The 21,080-nt window shown below is 70.1% G+C and carries 16 protein-coding genes; 8 read left to right on the top strand and 8 right to left on the bottom strand.

The features are described 5' to 3' along the window. The first annotated feature begins 4 nt into the window (after positions 1-4). From Q5716_RS09590 to Q5716_RS09580, 3 genes are read left to right on the top strand one after another with little or no spacing between them, the layout of a single operon-like run. Positions 5-1,735 carry a cation:proton antiporter gene (locus Q5716_RS09590; RefSeq protein ID WP_305002850.1) on the top strand — a complete coding sequence of 577 codons (1,731 nt, stop codon included), beginning with the start codon at positions 5-7 and terminating at the stop codon, positions 1,733-1,735. Positions 1,736-1,748: 13 nt separating this feature from the next. Further along, positions 1,749-2,048, top strand: coding sequence for an Rv1322 family protein (locus Q5716_RS09585; RefSeq protein ID WP_305002849.1), 300 nt, complete (start codon positions 1,749-1,751; stop codon positions 2,046-2,048). Positions 2,049-2,055: 7 nt separating this feature from the next. Further along, a complete protein-coding gene (locus tag Q5716_RS09580) occupies positions 2,056-2,772 on the top strand; it encodes an alpha/beta hydrolase (RefSeq protein WP_305002848.1) in 717 nt (238 codons plus the stop codon). A gap of 3 nt (positions 2,773-2,775) precedes the next feature. Here the strand turns inward: Q5716_RS09580 and Q5716_RS09575 are convergent, their stop codons facing one another. Both Q5716_RS09575 and Q5716_RS09570 read right to left on the bottom strand, forming a co-directional pair. Continuing rightward, positions 2,776-3,837 carry an AI-2E family transporter gene (locus tag Q5716_RS09575; RefSeq protein ID WP_305002847.1) on the bottom strand — a complete coding sequence of 354 codons (1,062 nt, stop codon included), beginning with the start codon at positions 3,835-3,837 and terminating at the stop codon, positions 2,776-2,778. Between the two features lie 40 nt (positions 3,838-3,877). After that, positions 3,878-5,962 (bottom strand): DivIVA domain-containing protein, encoded by a 2,085-nt coding sequence (locus Q5716_RS09570; RefSeq protein WP_305002846.1) that lies wholly within the window; start codon positions 5,960-5,962, stop codon positions 3,878-3,880. A gap of 234 nt (positions 5,963-6,196) precedes the next feature. Here Q5716_RS09570 and Q5716_RS09565 point away from each other — a divergent pair, with 234 nt between their 5' ends. Genes Q5716_RS09565 through Q5716_RS09555 form a run of 3 tightly spaced genes read left to right on the top strand, consistent with a single transcriptional unit; the run spans position 6,197 to position 9,204 of the window. Next, positions 6,197-7,924 carry a DUF8094 domain-containing protein gene (locus Q5716_RS09565; protein WP_305002845.1) on the top strand — a complete coding sequence of 576 codons (1,728 nt, stop codon included), beginning with the start codon at positions 6,197-6,199 and terminating at the stop codon, positions 7,922-7,924. Next, positions 7,921-8,820, top strand: a complete 900-nt coding sequence (locus Q5716_RS09560) for a co-chaperone YbbN (protein ID WP_305002844.1) — start codon at positions 7,921-7,923, stop codon at positions 8,818-8,820. The genes Q5716_RS09565 and Q5716_RS09560 overlap by 4 nt, the downstream gene beginning before the upstream one ends. Positions 8,821-8,832: 12 nt before the next feature. Beyond that, positions 8,833-9,204 carry a hypothetical protein gene (locus Q5716_RS09555; protein ID WP_305002843.1) on the top strand — a complete coding sequence of 124 codons (372 nt, stop codon included), beginning with the start codon at positions 8,833-8,835 and terminating at the stop codon, positions 9,202-9,204. A 12-nt stretch (positions 9,205-9,216) separates the two neighbouring features. Here Q5716_RS09555 and glgB read toward each other — a convergent pair whose 3' ends face one another. Together glgB and Q5716_RS09545 are read right to left on the bottom strand one after the other, a co-directional pair. Continuing rightward, positions 9,217-11,394, bottom strand: coding sequence for a 1,4-alpha-glucan branching protein GlgB (gene glgB / locus Q5716_RS09550; RefSeq protein ID WP_305002842.1), 2,178 nt, complete (start codon positions 11,392-11,394; stop codon positions 9,217-9,219). 4 nt (positions 11,395-11,398) lie between these two features. Next, positions 11,399-13,387 carry an alpha-1,4-glucan--maltose-1-phosphate maltosyltransferase gene (locus Q5716_RS09545; RefSeq protein ID WP_434056596.1) on the bottom strand — a complete coding sequence of 663 codons (1,989 nt, stop codon included), beginning with the start codon at positions 13,385-13,387 and terminating at the stop codon, positions 11,399-11,401. A 77-nt stretch (positions 13,388-13,464) separates the two neighbouring features. Between Q5716_RS09545 and glgP the strand changes: the two genes are divergently transcribed. Next, a complete protein-coding gene (gene glgP / locus Q5716_RS09540) occupies positions 13,465-16,017 on the top strand; it encodes an alpha-glucan family phosphorylase (protein WP_305002841.1) in 2,553 nt (850 codons plus the stop codon). On the opposite strand, the gene ybaK is transcribed toward glgP, so the two are convergent. Genes ybaK through glgX form a run of 4 tightly spaced genes read right to left on the bottom strand, consistent with a single transcriptional unit; the run spans position 16,018 to position 19,931 of the window. After that, positions 16,018-16,494, bottom strand: a complete 477-nt coding sequence (gene ybaK / locus Q5716_RS09535) for a Cys-tRNA(Pro) deacylase (protein WP_305002840.1) — start codon at positions 16,492-16,494, stop codon at positions 16,018-16,020. It abuts the gene before it with no gap. A gap of 18 nt (positions 16,495-16,512) precedes the next feature. After that, the gene (locus tag Q5716_RS09530) at positions 16,513-17,214 is read right to left on the bottom strand and encodes a PKD domain-containing protein (RefSeq protein ID WP_305002839.1); all 702 of its coding nucleotides are present in this window, start codon (positions 17,212-17,214) and stop codon (positions 16,513-16,515) included. A gap of 47 nt (positions 17,215-17,261) precedes the next feature. Further along, positions 17,262-17,804: a hypothetical protein gene (locus Q5716_RS09525; protein WP_305002838.1), complete on the bottom strand. Its 543-nt coding sequence runs from the start codon at positions 17,802-17,804 to the stop codon at positions 17,262-17,264. A 57-nt stretch (positions 17,805-17,861) separates the two neighbouring features. Then, positions 17,862-19,931: a glycogen debranching protein GlgX gene (glgX, locus tag Q5716_RS09520; protein ID WP_305002837.1), complete on the bottom strand. Its 2,070-nt coding sequence runs from the start codon at positions 19,929-19,931 to the stop codon at positions 17,862-17,864. A 20-nt stretch (positions 19,932-19,951) separates the two neighbouring features. Here glgX and Q5716_RS09515 point away from each other — a divergent pair, with 20 nt between their 5' ends. Further along, entirely contained in the window at positions 19,952-21,076 is a 1,125-nt protein-coding gene (locus Q5716_RS09515) for a cysteine desulfurase family protein (RefSeq protein ID WP_305002836.1), read from the top strand. Positions 21,077-21,080 lie beyond the last annotated feature (4 nt).

The raw sequence follows: 21,080 nt of genomic DNA, 5'->3' as shown, positions 1-21,080 counted from the left end.
CGCGATGGAGCTGCAGCTGGCCATTTTCCTGGTGATCGGGCTCGTGACGATCGTCGCTGCTGGCGTCTTCGGCAAGAAGCTCGGCATCGCCGCCCCGCTCCTGCTCATCATCATCGGTGCGGGCCTGAGCTTCGTGCCGGGCGCGCCGGACGAGGTCCCGGCCGACGTGATCCTGCTGGGATTGCTCCCGCCCATCCTGTACTCGTCGGCGATCACGGTGCCCGTCGTCGATTTCCGGCGCAACTTCGCGTCGATCGGCGCGCTCAGCGTGCTGCTCGTCATCGGCACGACGTTCGCCACCGGCGTGCTGCTCTGGCTCGTATTTCCGGCTCTGTCACTGCCCGCCGCTATCGCCGTCGGCGCTGTCATCAGTCCGACCGACGCTGTCGCAGCAACCGCCGTCGCCAAGCGCTTCGGACTGCCGCCCCGGCTCGTGACGATCCTCGAGGGGGAGGGGCTCGTCAACGACGCGACCGCTCTCGTGCTGCTGCGATCGGCGATCGCGGCGACCGCGGGGGTCGTCACCTTCTGGGATGCCCTGGGCGACTTCGCCTTCGCCGTGACCGTGGCGATCGCCATCGGCCTGGTCGTCGGGGTCATCACCGTGTGGGTGCGGTCGAAGCTGCGGGACCCCCTGCTCGACACCGCGATCTCCTTCGCTGTGCCGTTCATCGCCTTCGTGCCCGCCGAGTACGTGGGGGCGAGCGGCGTGATCGCCGTCGTGGCGGCCGGGCTCTACTCCGGGCACCACGCGGCTCGACGGTTCTCGCCCCAGATGCGCGCGACCGAGCGGACCAACTGGCGCACCATCCAGTTCATCCTCGAGAACGGGGTGTTCCTGCTCATGGGGCTCGAACTCAGCTTCGTGCTGGAGAGCGTGCAGGAGCAGGACCTGAGCGTGGGACAGGCGGTGCTCCTCGGACTGCTCGTCACGGCCCTCGTCATCGTCCTCCGGTTCCTCTTCGTGGGGCCGCTGCTCGGCTGGCTCCGCTCCCAGGAGCGCAGGTCGGCGCAGCAGCAGGAGCGGTTCCGCTCGCTGCTCGAGGAGCGCACCCCACCGGGGGAGCTGCCCGTGCACCTGCAACGGCGGGTGGAGAGCGCCCAGAAGCGGCTCGAGAGGCGCGACAACGACCTCAAGGAGCTCCGGGCGCAGGGACTCGGCTGGCGTGGCGGTGTCATCCTGAGCTGGTCCGGGATGCGCGGAGTGGTTACGCTCGCGGCTGCCCAGTCGCTCCCCGACACGACGCCCTACCGCTCGCAGCTCGTGCTCATCGCGTTCACCGTGGCGATCGTCACCCTGCTCCTGCAGGGCGGCACGCTTCCCTGGCTCATCCGCGTCACGGGCATCCAGGGCACGGATGCGGCTGCCGACCGCCGGGAGTTCGCCTCACTCCTCGACGAGCTCAACGAAGCGGGACTCGCCGTCCTCGAATCGCCCGTCGACGAGGACGGCGAGGAGATCGACCCCGAAGTAGTGGAGCGGGTCCGTGGCGATACGCTGCTCGGGGCATCCGCCGCGTGGGAGCGTGTGGAACATGAAGGCGACGCGGAGAGGCTCGCCCGCTCGCCCCAGCACCGGTACCGAGAGCTCCGCCGCGCCGTGCTCGACGCCGAGCGGGAGGCACTGCTCGAGGCGCGCTCAGCGGGTAGCTACTCCTCTCGCATCCTCTCGCGCGCGCAGGTGATGCTCGACCTCGAGGAGGCCCGGCTCGAGCAGTTCGACGACTCGGCCTGAGTAGGCTGGAGGCATGCCCCGCTCGAACCGACCCCGCGGACGTCGGGACCGGGACGAGGTTCCCGAGCTCGATCTCGCGAGGGCGCTCCAGGGTCGCCTGCACACCGAGAGCAAGCGCGACGGGCTCTGGAACGTGCAGCCCCTCACGGCCGCGAGTGCGGTCAAGGTGTACACCTGTCCGGGCTGCGGACTCGAGATCGAGCCCGGACTCGCCCACCTCGTGGCGTGGCGCGCCGACGGGTTGTTCGGCGAGGCCGACGACCTGGCCGCGCGTCGGCACTGGCATGTGCACTGCTGGAAGATCAGGACCTAGGAGCCCTATGACGATCGAGATCCGCGGCGCGACCGAGCTGCCCGCCCGGCGCGAAGACATCGAGCTGCACACCGCCGACGGGCTGACTCTCGTGGGGGAGCTCGCGCTGCCCGAGGCCGCAGACCCCGTCGCGACGATCGTGGCCCTGCATCCGCTGCCCACCGCAGGCGGCTTCATGGACTCGCACATCCTGCGCAAGGCGGCCGCGCGGCTGCCCGCCCTCGCGGACATCGCGGTGCTGCGCTTCAACTTCCGGGGGGTCACCTCCCCGCGCGGCACCTCTCAGGGGCAGTTCGGGCACGGCGTCGACGAGCAGCACGACCTCGCGGCAGCGATGGACTTCGTCGCCGACCGCGGCCTGCCGAACCCGTGGCTCGTGGGGTGGTCGTTCGGCACGGAGGTCACGCTCAAGTGGGGGCTCGCGCATCCCATCGTCGGCGCCATCCTGCTCTCGCCGCCGCTGCACAGGACATCGCCCGAGGAGGTCGCCGCGTGGGCGGGAAGCGGCAAGCGGCTCGTGGCCGTCATCCCCGAGCTCGACGACTACTTGCGTCCCGGCGAGGCGCGCGAGCGCTTCGCGAGCGTTCCGGACCTCGAGTTCGTCGCCGTGGAAGGCGGCAAGCACCTGTGGGTGGGGGAGGAGCAGACCTACCGTGTGCTCACGGAGATCGTGGCGCGGCTGAACCCCGGGGTCCTGCCCCTGCCGCGAACGTGGGACGAGTAGCCGCTACAGCTCTTCCTGCCGCGGCACGAAGACCTGGTCGATGACGAGCATGATCGCGGCAGCCACCGGGATCGCGATGAGTGCGCCGAGGATGCCCAGCAGCGTGCCTCCCGCGAGTGCGGCGATCACGACCACCGCGCCCGGCACCTTCACGGCCTGGGCCATGATCCGCGGGTTGAGCACGTAGGCCTCGAGCTGCATGTAGACGAGGTAGTAGATGCCGACGATGAACCACGCGGGCGAGCCGTCGAACAGCAGCACGAGCAGGGTGATGACGACCGACCCCGAGATGGTGCCGACGAGCGGGATGAGCGACCCGAGGAAGGCGATGAACGCGAGCAGGGCCGAGTAGGAGATCTGGACGCCGAACCACGGCAGGATCACCGTGAGCACGAGGAACGAGAGCACCCCGTTGCACAGGGCCAGGAGCACCTGTCCGCTCACGAACCGACCGACGGCCTTGGAGACCTGTTCGGCGAGATCGATGAACGTGGGCCGCTTCGATGCGGGCACCAGGCGGTAGATGCCGCGCTTGAGGCTCGACAGCGACGACACGAAGTAGATCGTGAGGATGAGCACGATCACCGCGCCCGTCGCCCCGGTCGCGATGCCGATGCCGACCGTCAGCACGCCGCCGCCGACCTGCGTCCAGTCGAGGGTGCCCAGCCAGTCCTGGATGCCGTCGAGCATGTCCTGCACGTTGATCCACGGGAACGTGTCCTCGATGAACTTGCGCGCCGTCCCGTCGAAGAACGAGTCGATGAACCTCGGGATCGTCTTGGTCGCCGTCTGCACCTGGTCGATGATGACCGGCACGATCGCGAAGATGAGGCCCGCGAAGACGGCGAGCACGCCCACCAGGACAGTCACGATGGCGAGCGGCCGCGGGAACTTGTGGCGCTCGAGCCAGCTCACCACGGGGTCGAGGCCGAGCGCGAGGAACAGCGCGGCGCCGACGTAGGTGAGGATCGTGGCGAGGGATGCCACGGTCGCGCCGATGCCGACGGCCACGAGCACGCCGAGCCCGCCGAGGAGCCCCACACGGAATGCGTTCTGGATCTTCACACGGGTCCTTCGGGGTCGTCGAAACGCTGGTCAGTGCAGATTACTGCTCCGAGGCGACCTTTTCCGCCTGCGACAGCACGCCGCGCAGGTTCTCGAAGTAGCCGGCGACGGTCTCGCGCTCGATGCGGATCTTCGCGAGCCGCTCCTCGGCGTCGGCGATGAGCTCGGCGTGGCGCTTCTCCGCGCTCTCCACGATCGACTTCGCGCGCGCCTGCGCCGACTCGACCACCTCGCGGGCGTGGGCGTCGGCCTCCTCGCGGACGGCTCGCGCTGCGGCGGTCGACTCGGCCTCGAGTCGCTCGGCCTCGCGGCGCTTGTCAGCCGCGCGCTGGGTGGCCTCCGCGAGCTGCGCCTGGGCCTCGGCGAGGAATGCCTGCGTCTGCGAGGTGGCCTCCTGCTGGGCGGCGAGGAAGGCTTTCTCGGCCTCGTCCCGTCGCGTCGCGAGCTCCAGTTCGAGAGCGGTGCGAGCCTGCTCGGCCTCGCGCTCGAGTCGGGAGCGTGTCTCGTCCGACTGGTGGGCAAGCGCGGCCCGCGTCGACTCCGTCTCGCTCGCGAGCTCGGCGCGCTGACGCTCGATGTCGCGGGCGAGGTCCGTGGTCTGCTTCTCGATGTCGTGCGCGAGCTTCGCCCGCGCCTCCGAGACCTCCTTGTCGAGGGCGGCACGCTTCTGCTTGATCTCTGCGGCGAGGGCGGCCGAGCGCTCGGCCATGTCGGCGTTGAGCGCCGCTTGCGCAGCCGCCGTCTGCGCCTCGAGGTCATTGCGCGCCGCGGTCGTCTCGGACTCGAGAGCCTGCCGGGTCGCGGCGGTCTCGGCCTCCAGCTCGGCGCGCGCGGTCGTGAGCTCGGCGTCGAGGGCCGATCGCGCGGATGCCGTGTCCGCCTCCAGAGCGGCCCGCGCCGCGGAGATCTCGGTCTCGGCCGCCGTGCGCGCCGTAGACACCTCGGCCTCGAGCGCCGCCCTGGTGGAGGACACCTCGGCCTCGAGCGCGGCCTTCGTGGAGGACACCTCGTTCTCGAGGGCCGCCTTCGTGGACGACACCTCGTTCTCGAGCGCGGTGCGGGTCGCGGTGACCTCGGCTTCGAGCTCCGCGCGGGTGCGACGGGCCTCGGACTCGAGCTGGGCGCGCGTGTTGCGCGCCTCGGCCTCGAGAGTCGCTCGGGCCTCGGTGGTCTCGGTCTCCAGGGCGGCCCGAGCTGCGGCGGTGTCCGCTTCGAGGGCGGCTCGAGCCGCCTCGGTGTCGACGCGGAGCTTCTCCTGCGCGGCGGCAGTGTCGTTGGCGAGCTTCTCCTGCGCGGCGGCGGTGTCGTTGGCGAGTTTCGTGCGCGCCGCAGCGGTCTCCGCCTCGAGCTCGGCGCGACCGGTGGCGAGCTCGCGCGCAAGATCCGTGCGGCCCTGCTCGAGGTCGCGAGCGAGGTCGGCGCGCAGTCGGGCGTTCTCGTTCTCGAAGGTCGCGCGGCCGAGCTCCGAGTCGCGGGCGAGCTCGGCGGCGGCCTCACGGGCTGCCGTCGCCTCGCGCGACGCGGCCTCACGCAGCTCCGCGGCCTCGCGCTCGGCGTCGGCCCGGAGGGCGGCGGCCTCGCGCTTCGCGGTAGCTCGGGCCTCGGCGGCCTCGGTGGAGGCGGCGCCGCGCACGGCCGCGGCCTCGCGCAGGGCATCCTGGTTCAGGGTCTCCGCCTCGGCGCGAGCGCGCGCGAGCAGGGAGTCGGACTCCGACTTCGCGTCGGCGAGAGCCTTGGATGCCCGGGCGCTCGCCTCATCGAGCAGCCGCTGCGACTCCTCTGCGGCATCCGCGCGCAGCTTCTGCACCTCGGCGGTGACGGACTGCCGCAGCTTCTCCGCGTCGATGTCGGCCTGCGCGATGAGCCGAGTCGACTGCTCCTCCGCGACGCGCAGCGTGTTCTCGAGCTTCGTGCCGAGCCCGCTGTAGGTGGGGCTGCCGGTCTCGTCGAGCTCGGCCTGCAGGTCTTCGTTGACCGCGAGCAGGCGCTTGACCTCCTTGGCCGCATCCGCTCGGTCGGCGTTCGCCTTGATGAGCTCCCGCCGAAGCTCCTGGATCGCCGCGTCGACCTCATCCTTGCGGTAGCCCCGCATCTCGGTGCCGAATTCGGTGTCGCCGGCGGCCATGGCTCTCCTTGGATCGAACGAGGGGGATCAGTCGAGTGTAGCTTTCCCAGGCACTTCCCAGTGCCTCCGTTACCGTCGTCGAGGGCCGTTCGGCTATTCTTGATTGTCTTTGTTGCTGCCTCTCCCGGGCGTTCCCGGGAGGCCTTCCCCTCGTCAGAACGAGCGGCCGCGCGCTTCGCGGCGGAGGGTGCTGAACCCGAGTTCTCCGGCCAGGTGGCACGAAAGGAGTAGTCCGTGCGGTTCGTACTCGCGATCGTCGCTTTCGTCGTCGCCGCCCTCATGATCGGCTTCGGCGTCGCTCAGCGCACCATCCTCGCGGAACCCGACCGGGTGACCCTGTCCACGACGGTGGACTCGGATGCCACGGTGACCGTCATCGACGGTGCCACCCTCAACGCGTTCGAGGGCAGCCAGACGCTCACCGTGTCCGGATCCGGCGAGGTCTTCGCTGCGTACGGCCGCACGAGCGATGTGCTCGCGTGGATCGGCGACACCACGTACACGGCCGTGTCGCGCGACCCGGAGACCGGCGAGCTGGTGAGCGAGACGGTCACCGGGACCGAGACCGAAGTGCCGGACCCCAACGGCTCCGACCTCTGGCTCGACGACTACGTCAAGGACGAGGACCTCACCCTGACGGTCAATGTGCCGGACAACATCTCCTTCCTCATCGCCTCCGACGGCGTCGAGCCCGCCCCCGCGGACATCGCCATCGCGTGGCCCATCGACAACTCCACGCCGTGGGCGGGCCCCCTCATCGTCGGCGGTGCGATCGTGCTGCTCGTCGGAATCGGATTCCTGATCTGGGCCATCCACCACATGCGCTCCACGCGCGGTCCCCGCCGCAAGATGCCGAAGGTTCCGAAGAAGCCCGTGTACAAGCCCGCTCGCAAGCCCGTCGAGTCCGCGGCGAGCGGTCGCCGCCGCGGCATGATCGCCGTGCCCATCGCGCTCGTGAGCCTCCTCGCCCTGTCGGGCTGCTCCCCGGAATTCTGGCCGGGAGGGGGCACCGGGCCGACACCCGAGCCCAGTGCATCCGTGCCTGCCGGGTCAGAACTGAAGCCGCCCGCCGTGACCGTGCGCCAGGTCGAGCGGATCGTCGCCCGCATCAGCGCGGTGACGGCCGAGGCCGACGCGAACCGCGACGCGGAGCTCCTCAAGACCCGCTTCGACGGGCCCGCGCTGGAGCTGCGCCTCGCGAACTACACGATCCGTGGTCTCGACCCGGCCGCCGCCGCCCTTCCCGCCATCCCCGAGGGCCCGGTGCGGCTCACGCTCCCACAGCAGACGGACACGTGGCCGCGGACGGTGCTCGCTGTCATCCAGGACGACAAGGATGCGACGATCCCCCCGGTCGCCCTCATCCTCGAGCAGCCGGACCCCCGCTCCGACTACAAGGTCACGTACGCGATCACGCTCGAGGCCTCGGCCGTGCTGCCCGACGTCGCTCCCGCGAGCGTCGGAGCCGCGCGGCTCCCCGCCGACACCGGGCTGCTCTCGACCGCGCCGAGCGCTCTCGCCGAGGCGTACGGCGAGATCCTGATGGAGGACGTCGACGCGGACTCCTACCTGGACTTCGAGGCAGAGGGCGACACACTGCGCACGAGCGTCGGGCTCGACGCCAAGAACCAGTTGCGCGGCTCGCTGCCCACCACGGCGTCGATGGCGTTCACGAACGGCCCCGGTCCGGGCGACACGATCGCGCTCGCGACGAACGACGCCGGGGCGATCGTCGCCGTCAACCTCCTCGAAGCCACGACGGTGACCCCCGTCGAGGCGGGCGCTGCCATCAACCCGACCGGCCAGGTGAAGACGCTGTCGGGCATCGCGGTGTCGCAGAAGGGAGTCGTCGCGACCTACAGCGACCAGCTCCTGTTCTACGTTCCCCCCGCGGGCAGCGATGGCAAGATAATCCTGCTCGGCTACAGCACGGGCCTCGTCACGGCAACGGAGATCGGATGACCAACGCCCCCCTGAGCGGCGCGAACCTTCGCGGCGCCGTCGACCTGTCCTCCCTCGTTCGGCCGCCGGCCCCGCCGCAGGGAGCGCCCGCACCGTCGGGCGGGCTCGTCAGGGAAGCGTCGGACGCAACGTTCACGCAGATCCTCGACCTGTCGGCGAGCGTCCCCGTCGTCGTCGAGTTCATCGGGCAGGGTATCGGCTCCTCGCTTTCCGCCCTCATCGGCGAGTACGCCGGTCGCATCGCCCTCGCCACCGTCGACGCGCCCACCAACCCGCAGCTCGTTCAGGCCTTCCAGGTCACCGAGGTGCCGACGGTCGCGGCGGTCATCGGGGGCCGCCCGATCCAGCTCTTCGCGGGGGTGCCCTCCGCGGAGGACGTGCGGTCGGTATTCGACCAGCTGCTGCAGCTCGCCGCCCAGCAGGGCGTCACGGGGAGCATCCCCGCCGATGGCGCGGAGCCCGCCGAGCCCGTCGAGGAGCCGCTGCCGCCGCTTCACCAGGAGGCGTACGACGCCATCACCGAGGGCGACTTCCCGCGGGCCATCAAGGCGTACGAGACCGCGATCGCGCAGAACCCGCGCGACCACCTCGCCGTCGCCGGTCTCGCCCAGGTGTCGCTCCTGTCCCGTCTCGATGGAGCCGTCGCCGCCGACGTGCGCAGTGCCGCCGCCGAGAAGCCGGGCGACGTGGATGCCCAGCTCGCCGTCGCGGACCTCGACGTCTCGGGCGGCCACCTCGAGGACGCCTTCGGGCGACTCCTCGACCTGTTCCCGAGCCTCGACGCGGCGGGCAAGGACGCGATCCGCGCGCGGCTGCTCGAGTACTTCGAGATCGCGGGCGGCGAGGACCCGCGCGTGGTCGCCGCCCGTCGCCGCCTCACCCTCCTGCTGTACTGAGACGACCGCAGGATGACCGCCGTGCGCCCCACCGCCTGGCAGTGGGATCTGCGGGCCCGACTCGCCCAGCTCGGGGGAGTGGCGGGCCTCATCGGGCTGGGGGTGTTCTCCGTCGCCGGGGTACTCGTCGGGGCGGCCGTCTCGGCGGCCGTCATGCTCGCGCTGTTCGCGACCTCGGTGGTTCTCGCGCTGCGCGTGGGGCGGGCATCCGACCTGGAGCGCGCCGCCGGCTACTCGACCATCTTCGACTTCCCCGGCTTCGAGCTGCGCGACGGACGCACCCTGCAGGTGCTGCGCACGGCGGATGTGGCACCCGAGCAGCCCGGTCGGCGCTCGTTGCTGCGCGGGATGCTGCAGAGCATCCGTCTCCCGCGCGAGCGTTAGCCCGTCAGCGCGTCAGCGCGCGGGCGCCAGCCACAGCCCGCCGAGCGGCGGCAACGTGAGCTCGACGGACGCGGGGCGGCCGCCCCACGGCTCCTCCGACGCGGTCACCGAGCCGTAGTTGCCCACCCCGGAGCCGCCGAACTCGGCCGCGTCGGTATTGATGACCTCGCGCCACTGCCCGGCGAACGGCAGGCCGATCCGATACGGTCCGACGGGGTTGCCGCTGAAGTTGAACAGGCCGACGAGGGGCTCACCGGAGCGCGACCAGCGCACGAACGCGAGCACGTTCTGGGCAGAGTTGCCGCCGTCGATCCACTCGAACCCGGCTTCCGAGTTGTCTTGCTCCCAGAGCGCCGGGCTCTCGCGGTAGACGCGGTTGAGCTCGCCGACGAGCCTCTGCAGCCCCTGATGAACGGGCTGGTCGAGGATCCACCAGTCGAGACCGCGCTCCTCGCTCCACTCCGACGGCTGCCCGAACTCGCTGCCCATGAAGAGCAGCTGCTTGCCGGGGTGCGCCCACATGAACGACAGGTACACGCGAACGTTCGCGAGCTTCTGCCACTGGTCGCCCGGCATCTTGTGCAGCAGCGAGCCCTTGCCGTGCACGACCTCGTCGTGGCTGATCGGCAGCATGAAGTTCTCGCTGAACGCGTAGAAGAACGAGAAGGTGATGTCGTTGTGGTGGTACGAGCGGTACATCGGGTCCTCCTGCATGTACTGCAGGGAGTCGTGCATCCAGCCCATGTTCCATTTGATGCCGAAGCCGAGACCGGACGACGCGGTCGGCTTCGTGACGCCCGGCCAGCTCGTCGACTCCTCGGCGATCATCACGATGCCGGGGTTGCGCTTGTAGGCGGTCGCGTTGACCTCCTGGAGGAAGCTGATCGCCTCGAGGTTCTCCCGTCCGCCGTACTTGTTGGGCAGCCACTCGCCCTCTTTTCGCGAGTAGTCGAGGTAAAGCATGGATGCCACGGCGTCGACCCGGAGTCCGTCGATGTGGAACTCCTCCAGCCAGTAGAGCGCGTTGGCCACGAGGAAGTTGCGCACCTGCGACTGGCCGAAGTCGAAGATGTAGGTGCCCCAGTCCATCTGCTCGCCGCGCCGCGGATCGGAGTGCTCGTAGAGCGGTTGACCGTCGAAGCGGGCGAGCGCCCACTCGTCCTTCGGGAAGTGGCCCGGTACCCAGTCCATGAGCACGCCGATGCCGGCGGTGTGCAGCCGGTCGATGAGGTACTTGAGGTCGTCGGGGTGGCCGAAGCGGCTCGTCGGCGCGTAGTAGCCGGTCACCTGGTAGCCCCACGACCCGCCGAACGGATGCTCGGCCAGCGGCATGAACTCGACGTGCGTGAACCCCGTCTGCTCGACGTAGGCGATGAGCTCGTCGGCGAGGGACCGGTAGTCGAGTCCGGGCCGCCAGGAGCCGACGTGCAGCTCGTAGACGCTCATGGCGCCGTTGTGCGGGTCGGACTGCGCGCGCCGGGTCATCCAGTCGCCGTCGCTCCACTGGAACAGCGATTGGCCGACCTTGGACGCGGTCGCGGGCGGCACCTCCGTGTAGCGCGCCATCGGGTCGGCGCGCTTCACCCAGTCGCCGGACGCGGTGAGCAACTCGAACTTGTAGGCCGTGCCCGGCTCGAGGCCGGGGATGAAGAGCTCCCACACGCCGTTGTCGTCGAGGCGGCGCATCGCGTGCCCGACGCCGTTCCAGCCGTTGAAGTCGCCGATCACCCGCACCGCCCGGGCGTGCGGTGCCCACACGGAGAACGACGTGCCGACGACGTCCTCGTGCGGCCGGTAGTGCGCGCCGAGCACGTGCCAGAGCTGCTCGTGCCTGCCTTCGCCCCACAGGTACAGGTCGACCTCGCCGACCGAGGGAACGAAGCGGTACGGGTCGTCGGCCGTCCAGGCGGGTCCGTTGTCGTAGGTCGTCTCGACGGTGTACGCCTGACCCGCTCCCGGGGCGAAGCCGTGCCACAGGCCGGCGTCGACGTGCTCGAGCGGGATGCGGGTGCCGTCCGCCCGCACGAGGGTGACCGTCTCGGCGAGCGGTCGCACGACGCGCACCACCCAGCCGCCGTCGACCTCGTGCTGCCCGAGCGCGGAGTGCGGCTGCGGGTGGGAGCCGGCCACGAGGGAGGCGATGTGATCGGGGTGGAGCTTGGGCAGGGCGACGGTCTTCTTGGCGGGCATCCGGTTACCGTCCCTTGGGGTACTCGACGTGCAGGATGTGCAGCGGCTGGGTGAAGGCGTCGAGGCGGACGTAGTTGTCGCGCCCCCACTCGAAGGAGTCGCCGGTGAGCAGGTCGCGCACGGTGAAGCGCGCGTCGGGCGCGAGACCCAGCCGGGTCAGGTCGAGGTGGACCATCGTCTCGCGCACGGAGTGCGGATCGACGTTGACGACCATGATGAGGGCATCGGTTCCCGCGCCCTCCGTGTAGGCCCCGTCGAGGAACTTCGAGTACACGAGGATGGAGTCGTCGTCGCTCCAGTGCACGTCGAGGTTGCGCAGCTGGCGCAGCGCCGGGTGGGCGGCGCGGATGAGGTTGAGCCGCGTGAGGTACGGCGCGAGGCTCGTGCCCGCCTTCTCGGCGGCGGCCCAGTCGCGCTGCTTGTACTCGTACTTCTCGTTGTCGATGTTCTCCTCGCTGCCCGGCCGCGCGACGTGCTCGAAGAGCTCGTAGCCCGCGTACACACCCCAGCTGGGACTCGCCGTCGCGGCGAGCGCGGCGCGGATCCGGTATGCCGGCAGTCCACCGAACTGGAGGTACTCGGTGAGGATGTCGGGGGTGTTCACGAACAGGTTGGGCCGGAGGAACGCGCTCGTCTCGTGCGAGATCGACGTGAAGAACTCCTCGAGCTCGGCCTTCGTGTTGCGCCACGTGAAGTAGGTGTACGACTGCTGGTAGCCGACCTGGGCGAGGGAGTGCAGCATCGCCGGGCGGGTGAACGCCTCCGCGAGGAAGACGACGTCCGGGAACTCCGTGTTTATCTCGTGGAGCACGACCTCCCAGAACTGGAGGGGCTTCGTGTGCGGGTTGTCGACGCGGAAGATGCGCACGCCGAGACCGATCCAGTAGCGCAGCAGCCGCAGCACCTCGGTGCGGATGCCGACCGGGTCGGTGTCGAAGTTGATGGGGTAGATGTCCTGGTACTTCTTCGGCGGATTCTCCGCATACGCGATCGACCCGTCCGGGAGGTGAGTGAACCACTCCGGATGCTCCGTGACCCACGGGTGGTCGGGGGAGCACTGCAGTGCGAAGTCCAGCGCGACCTCGATGCCGAGCTTGTTCGCGGTCTGCAGGAAGAATTGGAAGTCCTTGACGGTGCCGAGATCGGGATGCACGGCGTCGTGCCCGCCGTCCGCCGAACCGATCGCCCACGGCGACCCCGGGTCGCCCGGCTGAGTGACGAGCGAATTGTTGGGGCCCTTGCGGAACGCGTGGCCGATCGGATGGATCGGCGGCAGGTACAGCACGTCGAAGCCCATCTCCGCCACCGCCGGCAGTCGCTTCGCCGCCGTCCGGAAGGTGCCGCTCGTCCACGTGCCGTCCTTGGCGCGCTTGGCGCCCTCGCTGCGGGGGAAGAACTCGTACCAACTTCCCACTCCGGCCCGGGGGCGCTCTACCCGGAGGCTGAGCGGCTCGCTCTCGGTGGTCAGGCTCGCGAGCGGCTTCGCCTCGATCGCGGCGGTGAGGCGCGGGTCGAGTGCGACGGCGAGCTTCGCCTCGGGGCTCAGGGCCGGGTCGGCGAAGGCGGCAGCGGCATCCGCCACGACCTTGCGGGTGCCGGCGCGCTCGAGCAGATCGCGGCCCATCGTGATCATGAGGTCCACATCGATTCCGGCGGGGATCTTGACCTCGGCGTTGTGCAGCCACGTCGCCCAGTCGTCGGCGAAGGCGCGCACCTTCCACGTCCAGGTCCCCTCGACGTTGAGCTGCAGCTCAGCCCGCCAGCGGTCCGTGCCGGCGGCGACCGACCGCATCCGGAACGTCGTCGCGCGCCCCGTCGGATCGGTGATGATGAGGCGAACACCCAGTCTGTCGTGGCCCTCGCGGAAGACGGTCGCCTCGAACGGCACCACCTCTCCGGCGTAGGCCTTGGCGGGCCACAGGTTTCCGGGCTGCTGGGGCGCGAGGTGGCGGATCGGGATGCGACCCAGCCTCGGCTCGTACTCGACTACCACTCCTCGACCGTACCCCTTTTGCCCGCGTTGCCAACCGCTTTACATTTCGGCAACCTCGTGCCTTTATCGTGGGACGGGTGAAAGCGATACGCAGGTTTACGGTCCGGACGGTGCTCCCCGAGCGGCTCACCGGCCTCGAGGAGCTCTCCACGAACCTCCGCCGGTCGTGGCACCAGCCCACGCGGCAGTTGTTCCGCTCCATCGATGCGCGACTGTGGGATGCGACCGGCAACGACCCGATCGCCTTGCTCGGCGCCGTCGACCCGGCACGACTGGACGAGCTCGCCGCGGACGACTCGTTCGTCGCCACCGTTGACGGCCTCGTCGCGGAGCTGCACGACTACCTCGAGAAGCCGCGGTGGTACCAGTCGCTCCCGGATGCTCCGGCCTCCATCGCCTACTTCTCGCCCGAGTTCGGAATCGCGGCCGCCCTGCCGCAGTACTCCGGCGGCCTCGGGATCCTCGCCGGAGACCACCTCAAGGCCGCGAGCGACCTCGGCGTACCGATCATCGGCGTCGGTCTCTTCTACCGCGCCGGGTACTTCCGCCAGGCGATCTCCCGCGAGGGCTGGCAGCTCGAGTCCTACCCCGTGCTCGATCCCGACGGCCTGCCCCTGACCGTGCTGCGTCACCCCGATGGCACCGCCGCGCACGTCGTGCTCGCGCTGCCCGACGGCAAGGCGCTCTCGGCGCGCATCTGGCAGGTGCGCGTCGGGCGCATCCCGCTGCTCCTCCTCGACACCGACATCCCGGAGAACGAGGAGTCGCTGCGCTCCGTCACCGACCGGCTCTACGGAGGGGGCGGCGAGCACCGCCTCCTCCAGGAGCTCCTCCTCGGCGTCGGTGGCGTGCGGGCCATCAAGGCCTTCGTCGAACTCACCGGAGCGCCTGCCCCGGAGGTGTTCCACACCAACGAGGGCCACGCCGGATTCCTCGGACTCGAGCGCATCAGCGATCTCATCGGCGACGGGCTCTCCTTCGACGCCGCGCTCCAGGTCGTTCGCGCGGGCACCGTCTTCACGACCCACACACCCGTCCCGGCGGGCATCGACCGCTTCGAGGTCGACCTCGTCACGCGCTACGTCTCGACCGATCTGCTCCCCGGCGTCGACCCCGCCGACGTGCTCGCCCTCGGTACCGAGGACTACGAGGGCGGCGACGCCACCAAGTTCAACATGGCGGTCATGGGGCTGCGGCTCGCCCAGCGGGCCAACGGCGTCTCGAAGCTCCACGGCGAGGTCTCCCGCGGGATGTTCGGTCCGCTCTGGCCGGGCTTCGACGCGGACGACGTGCCGATCACGTCGGTCACCAACGGCGTGCACGCCCCGACGTGGACCGACCCGATGCTCACCGCTCTCGCGGCGGAGAAGTTCGACGGCTCCGACCCGACGTCGTGCGACTGGATGTCGCCCGTCGTGAGCGACAAGGACCTCTGGTCGGTCAAGCGCCGGATGCGCGAGCAGCTCGTCTCGGATGCCCGCCGCCGTGTCAGCCTCGCGTGGCAGGAGCAGAACCCCGGGGTGGGCGACCCCTCGTGGTTCTCCGAGCTGCTGGACCCGGACGTGCTGACCATCGGCTTCGCCCGACGGGTGCCGACCTACAAGCGCCTCACCCTCATGCTCCACGACCCCGAGCGGCTGCGGGCGCTTCTGCTGCACCCCGAGCGCCCCGTGCAGCTCGTGATCGCAGGCAAGTCGCATCCCGCCGACGACGAGGGCAAGCGCCTCATCCAGCGCCTCGTGGAGTTCGCGTCGGACCCGGAGGTTCGTCGCCGCATCGTGTTCCTGCCGAACTACGACATCGGCATGGCCAAGATCCTGTACCCAGGCACGGACGTGTGGCTCAACAACCCGCTGCGGCCCCTCGAGGCGTGCGGCACATCGGGGATGAAGGCGGCCCTCAACGGCTCGCTCAACCTGTCGATCCTCGACGGCTGGTGGGCCGAGTACTACGACGAGGAGAACGGCTGGGCCATCCCCTCCGCCGACTCCGCGGGCGACGGTGCCGAGCGCGACAAGCTCGAGGCCGACAGCCTGTACGACCTCATCGAGCACCAGATCGCGCCACGGTTCTACGACCGCGGCACCGACGGCGTGCCGACGCGATGGGTCGCCTCGATCCGTCACACGCTCGCGACGCTCTCGCCCGAGCTGTCGGCCGAGCGCATGGTCACGCAATACGTCGAGCGCCTGTATGTCCCGGCGGCGGGCGCCGAGCGGCGCATCACCGCCGATGGCTACCGGCCCGCTCGAGACCTCGCCGCGTGGAAGAAGCGCGTCACCGACGCGTGGCCGAAGGTGCACGTCGCGCACGTCGAGTCCGGCGGCGTTGACTCGGTGCCGCAGGTCGGCGACGAGCTGCACCTTCGCGCGACCGTCGAGCTCGACGGTCTGTCGCCGGACGACGTGCTCGTCGAGGTCGTCTACGGTCGGGCCCACGAGAGCGACCGACTCGACGGGGTCACTCATCTCGAGCTGGCGCCCGCCGAGGGGGACGCCCGCCCGCCGGTATTCGCGGGCACGGTGCCGCTCGCCCGCGCCGGCAGCTTCGGCTACACGGTGCGCGTCGTGCCGCGGAACGCGCTCATCGCGTCGCCCGCGGAGCTCGGGCTCATCGCCGTCGCGGAGTAGTCAGGTGCGCGCGATCGCCGCCACGACGGCGTCGGTCGCGCGCACCAGGTCCGCGGGGGCGAGCTCGATGTCGAGGCCTCGGCGGCCGCCGCTGACGAACACGGTGTCGTACAGTTCCGCTGTCTCGTCGAGCACGGTGGTGTGGCGGTTCTTCTGGCCGATGGGGCTGATTCCGCCGACGATGTAGCCCGTGCGCCGCTCGGCGAGCTTCGGGTCGGCCATCTCGGCCCGCTTGCCGCCCACCGCGCTCGCGAGGGCCTTGAGGTCGAGCTTGCCGGTCACCGGGACGATGCCGACGACGAGGGAGCCGTCGACGTCGGCGAGGAGGGTCTTGAAGACCTGCTCCGGGTCGAGTTGGAGCGCCTCCGCTGCCTCGAGCCCGAAGTTGGTGGTGCCAGGGTCGTGGTCGTAGGAGTGCTCGGTGAAGGGGATGCCCGCGGCGGTCAGTGCCACGGTGGCGGGGGTTCCAGCGGCCATCCGCTCAGGGTATCGCGGTCAGCACCCCGGTCCGTGCGGGTTGCGCACGCAGTCCTCGTCGACGAGCACCGTCTTCGCGGACATGATGCGGATGTCGGCGCTCGGGCCGGTGCGCACGAGGGTACCCGCGATGGGGATCCACGGTCCGCCCGCGACCTGGTACTCCGCCCGGAAGGCGATGGACACCGTCAGGGTGTACGTGCCGCGGGACCGGTAGGCGTGACTCGTGGGCGTGGGGTCGAATTCCGCGATGCCGAGCGACTCCCACCGGGCGCCTCCCGTCTCGGACGTTCCGGTGGAGCCGTCTCCGTAGTCCCAGTACCACTCGACCGGGGTGAAGCGCACGTTCGCCGGTGCACCGAGCAGCGTCGCTCCGACCGTGTGGGTGCTCGCACTCGAGATCGGGTTCGCGGGGAGGCGGAGTGGCGCCCACCCGGCGGGCTGCGTGCTGAGCGTGCCGAGGTCGGGCACGAGGTGGGCGATGTCGGCGAGCGTCACGGTGCCCGCCGCCGGGGGAGTGTCGCGACCGGGACCGACGGCGCGGCACCGCCCGTCGAGCACCACTGTGCAGTTCGCGAACGGATCGTTCACTCCGTCGTCGAGGTCGATCAGGATGTCGCCGCCCCCGCCGCCGTCGGAGCCCGAGTAGCTCCCGCCTCCCTCGAGCGTGACGCCGCCGTTGTCGAGCGAGCCGGAGTAGTCGCAGGAGCCCAGGTTCAATCCGTCGCCTTCGCAGCCAGCCGTCAGACTGGTCGCGAGCAATAGCGTCAGAAGCATGATGACCCATGGCTCCAGAGCTCGCTGTGATCTACGAGCACTGATCGCTCGTCTACCTCGAAGGTGACCACGAAGGTCGCGACGTTCGGTCGATCCGCGGGTGTGGCGTCAGCGCCGGCGCTGTCGAGAACGCGAATGCCTGTGAAGTCCTGGCAGGCGTAGATAACAATCGATTCGTTGTCCCAGCTTTGCAAGCGGGTATCTAGCAGAACAGAACTACCGACGGTCCGTAGGCCACGATCGCGGTAACTGGAGTAGGTATGCAGTTTTTCTTCATAGTGGGCGTCAGTGACCAGCTGCTCGATCCGCTCGGGTCGCTCGCCGGCATCCCCGGTAATTGACTCGCCTGTCGCCACGTACGCCTCGTACACCTCCATCGCCGCCGCCAGCGCCTCCTCCTCCGTCTCGAACGAGAGCGCGGGTTGCGCCCACGCGCGGCCCGGGGGAGCGGGCTCCGTCTCCGGGGCGGCGGGAGCGCAGGCGGCGAGCGGCAGGGCACAGGCGAGCACGACGAGTGCGGGAGTCAGACGCATCCCGGCACCGTAGGTCAGGCCGGCGACCGCTCGCCGGACTTGTCCACAGCGAGGGACCTACTGGGCGCCGTGCGCCCGGAACAGCTGCATCGACGCCCCCGACACGCGTCGGGTCGACCCGGGGAGGTAGTCCACGAGCGGGTCTGCGTGTTCCTCGAGCGCGGAGTCCCACAGCAGCGAGTACCCCGCGACGCCTTCGTGAGCGGGGAGGATGACGTCCACGTCGTCCTCGAGGCCGTGCACGATGAGGAGGATGCGGTTGAACTCCTCGAACTCGGGCGTGGACGCCGCGAGGTACTGGAGGGTGCGCTCCTCGGGGGAGTTCCAGTCCTCCTCGTCCATCGCCTCGCCCTGCTTGTTGAACCAGTCCATCTGCGTGGCGCTCGGCACGGTCTCGCCCCACTTGCCGTAGCGCACCGGTCGCAGTGCGGGGTTCTCGCGACGGAACGCGATCAGCTGGCGAGAGACCGCGAGCAGATCCTCCTGCCACTCCTCGTGCTCCCACGGCAGCCACGTCAGCTCGCTGTCGTGGCAGTACGCGTTGTTGTTGCCCCGCTGGGTGCGGCCGAACTCGTCGCCGGCGGTGAGCATCGGGATGCCGGCGGACAGCAGCAGGGTGCCGAGGAGATTCCGCATGGCTTTGCGGCGGGCATCCACGATCTCGGGCTTGTCGCTCGGGCCTTCGACGCCGTGGTTGAACGAGTGGTTGTTGTCGCTGCCGTCGCGGTTGTTCTCGCCGTTGCCCAGGTTGTGCTTCTGGTTGTAGGCGGTGAGGTCGGCCATCGTGAACCCGTCGTGAGCGGTGATGAAGTTCACGGACGCGAGGGGACCGCGCTCCTGCGAGAACACGTGCGCGGAGCCGGCGAGACGGCGCGCGAGCGAGCCGATACCGTTCGGTGCGACCCCGTTGGCGCGCGCGGCGGCGATGTCGGTGAGCCAGAAGTCGCGCATCCGGTCGCGGTAGCCGTCGTTCCATTCGCTCCAGCCGCGTCCGGTGGGTCCGACCCCGGGGAAGTTGCCGACCTGCCAGCCGCCCATGCCGACGTCCCACGGCTCCGCGATGATCTTCGCCGACTGGAGGCGGGCGTCGTCGCGGATCGCGAGGAGCAGCGGATGCTCGGGCTGGAACTCGTGCCCGGCATCCCGCCCCAACTCGGCCGCGAGGTCGAAGCGGAAGCCGTCGACCTGCAGGTCGTTCGCCCAGTAGCTGAGCGAGTCGAGGATGAGCTGCTGCACCGCGGGCGTCGCAGTGTTGAGGGAGTTGCCGCACCCGGTGGTGTCGACGTAGTCGCCCTCGGCGGTCTGGCGGTAGTAGTTCTTGTTGTCGAGTCCGCGGAACGAGGTCGTCGGCCCCTTCGGGCCCTCCTCGGCGGTGTGGTTGTAGACGACGTCGAGCACGACCTCGAGGCCAGCCTCGTGGAGGAGCTTGACCATCCCCTTGAACTCGCGAAGCACCGCTCCGGTCCCGCCGAACTGGGCCTCGCGGCTCGCGTAGAGCGCGTGCGGGGTGAAGAAGTTGAGGGTGTTGTACCCCCAGTAGTTGACGAGGCCCTGCTTGATGAGTCGCTGCTCGCTCACAAACGCCTGCACGGGCAGCAGCTCGATCGTCGTGACCCCGAGGTCCTTCAGATACTCGATCGTCGAGGGGTGGGCGAGTCCGGCGTAGGTTCCGCGGAGGTCCTCCGGGACGGCCGGGTTGAGCTTCGTGAGGCCCTTCGCGTGCGCCTCGTAGAGCACCGTGTGGTCGAGGGGGATGCCCGGCTTCTCCGAATCGCCCCAGTCGAAGGTGTCCTCCTCCTGCACGTACCCCCGCCACTCGCCGTTGCCGGCGCGCACCAGCCCCCGGGCGTAGGGGTCGATGAGGTGCAGCGCCGGATCGAACGAGTGCCCCGGGCCCGTGGGGCCCGTCGCCCGGATCGAGTAGCGCGTGCCGGGCTGCAGCAGCGGCGTCGTCACCGACCAGACGTCGCCGTCGCCCTTGACGAGCGGAACCGACTGCGCCACCCAGTTGATGTCCTTGTCGTCGAAGACGCACAGCTCGAGAGCAGTGGCGCTCGCCGACCACACCTTGAGCCGACCGCCCTGCGCGGTGAGGCGCACGCCGAGGTCGTCAAGGGGTTCAGGCATGCGTTCTAGAGTAATGAACCGTGGCGATCTACCTTGACCACGCCGCCACCACGCCGATGACGCCGGAGGTGCTCGCGGCGTACACGAGCGCGCTGTCCGTCGTGGGCAACCCGTCGAGCATCCACTCGCAGGGGCAGGCGGCCCGCCGGATGCTCGAAGACGCACGCCACACGATCGCCGCCGCCCTCGGCGCGGATGCCGTCGAGCTCACGTTCACGTCGGGCGGCACGGAAGCCATCAACCTGGCGATCAAGGGGCTGTACTGGGCGAGGGCTCCGCGGAGGCGCATCCTGTCCACCCGCGCGGAGCATCACGCGACCATCGACGCCCTCGAATGGTTGGAGCGGCACGAGGGCGCGGTCGTCGAGTGGATTCCCGTCGACGGGTTCGGGCGCATCGACCTCGTCGCTCTCGAGGCGGCACTCGATGGGGACGTCGCCCTCGTGACGACCCTCCAGGCGAACAACGAGGTCGGAACCCTCCAGCCGGTCGAGCGCATCGTGGAGCTCGCCGCAGCGCACGGGGTTCCGGTGCACGTCGATGCCGTGTCGGCGTTCGGCTCGGTGCCGGTGGACTTCGCCGGCTCGGGTGCGGCCGCGCTGAGCGTCTCCGCGCACAAGATCGGGGGACCGGTCGGCGTCGGGGCGCTCGTGATCGCGCGCGGAGCGACCGTGACCCCTCTGCTGCACGGCGGCAACCAGCAGCGCGCCCGCTCGGGGACGCTGGATGCGGCGGGTGCCCACGCCTTCGCCGTGGCGACCGCCGCGCTGCCCGGCCCCGACCTGCGCGCGCTCCGAGACCGGCTCATCGCGGGAGTGGTCGCCGCCGTCCCGGACGCGGTGCTCCGCGGCGACCCCGTCGACCGCCTGCCGGGCAACGCGCACTTCACGTTCCCCGGCTGCGACGGCGACTCCCTGCTGTTCCTCCTCGACTCGGCGGGGTTCAGCGTGTCCACGGGGTCCGCGTGCCAGGCGGGCGTGCCCGAGGCATCCCACGTCCTGCTCGCGATGGGCGTGGACGAGCGCGGCGCCCGCGGTGCGCTGCGGTTCACTCTCGGGCACGAGTCGAGCGAGGCGGAGGTCGACGCACTGCTCGCTGCGCTCCCGGGCGCCGTCGAGCGTGCCCGCGCCGCCGGTCTCGCGTAGGGGC

It is taken from the genome of Antiquaquibacter soli (assembly GCF_030580675.1).
Classification (GTDB): Bacteria; Actinomycetota; Actinomycetes; order Actinomycetales; family Microbacteriaceae; genus Rhodoglobus; species Rhodoglobus soli.
This window is presented reverse-complemented; position numbering and strand designations above follow the sequence as displayed.

Excerpts from the sequence above, each read along its gene's own strand:
- Q5716_RS09590 (WP_305002850.1), top strand. The coding sequence starts at position 5 with ATGGAGCTGCAGCTGGCCATTTTCCTGGTGATCGGGCTCGTGACGATC.
- Q5716_RS09585 (WP_305002849.1), top strand. The coding sequence starts at position 1,749 with ATGCCCCGCTCGAACCGACCCCGCGGACGTCGGGACCGGGACGAGGTT.
- Q5716_RS09580 (WP_305002848.1), top strand. The coding sequence starts at position 2,056 with ATGACGATCGAGATCCGCGGCGCGACCGAGCTGCCCGCCCGGCGCGAA.
- Q5716_RS09570 (WP_305002846.1), bottom strand. The coding sequence starts at position 5,962 with ATGGCCGCCGGCGACACCGAATTCGGCACCGAGATGCGGGGCTACCGC.
- Q5716_RS09560 (WP_305002844.1), top strand. The coding sequence starts at position 7,921 with ATGACCAACGCCCCCCTGAGCGGCGCGAACCTTCGCGGCGCCGTCGAC.
- Q5716_RS09555 (WP_305002843.1), top strand. The coding sequence starts at position 8,833 with ATGACCGCCGTGCGCCCCACCGCCTGGCAGTGGGATCTGCGGGCCCGA.
- glgB (WP_305002842.1), bottom strand. The coding sequence starts at position 11,394 with ATGCCCGCCAAGAAGACCGTCGCCCTGCCCAAGCTCCACCCCGATCAC.
- ybaK (WP_305002840.1), bottom strand. The coding sequence starts at position 16,494 with ATGGCCGCTGGAACCCCCGCCACCGTGGCACTGACCGCCGCGGGCATC.
- Q5716_RS09525 (WP_305002838.1), bottom strand. The coding sequence starts at position 17,804 with ATGCGTCTGACTCCCGCACTCGTCGTGCTCGCCTGTGCCCTGCCGCTC.
- glgX (WP_305002837.1), bottom strand. The coding sequence starts at position 19,931 with ATGCCTGAACCCCTTGACGACCTCGGCGTGCGCCTCACCGCGCAGGGC.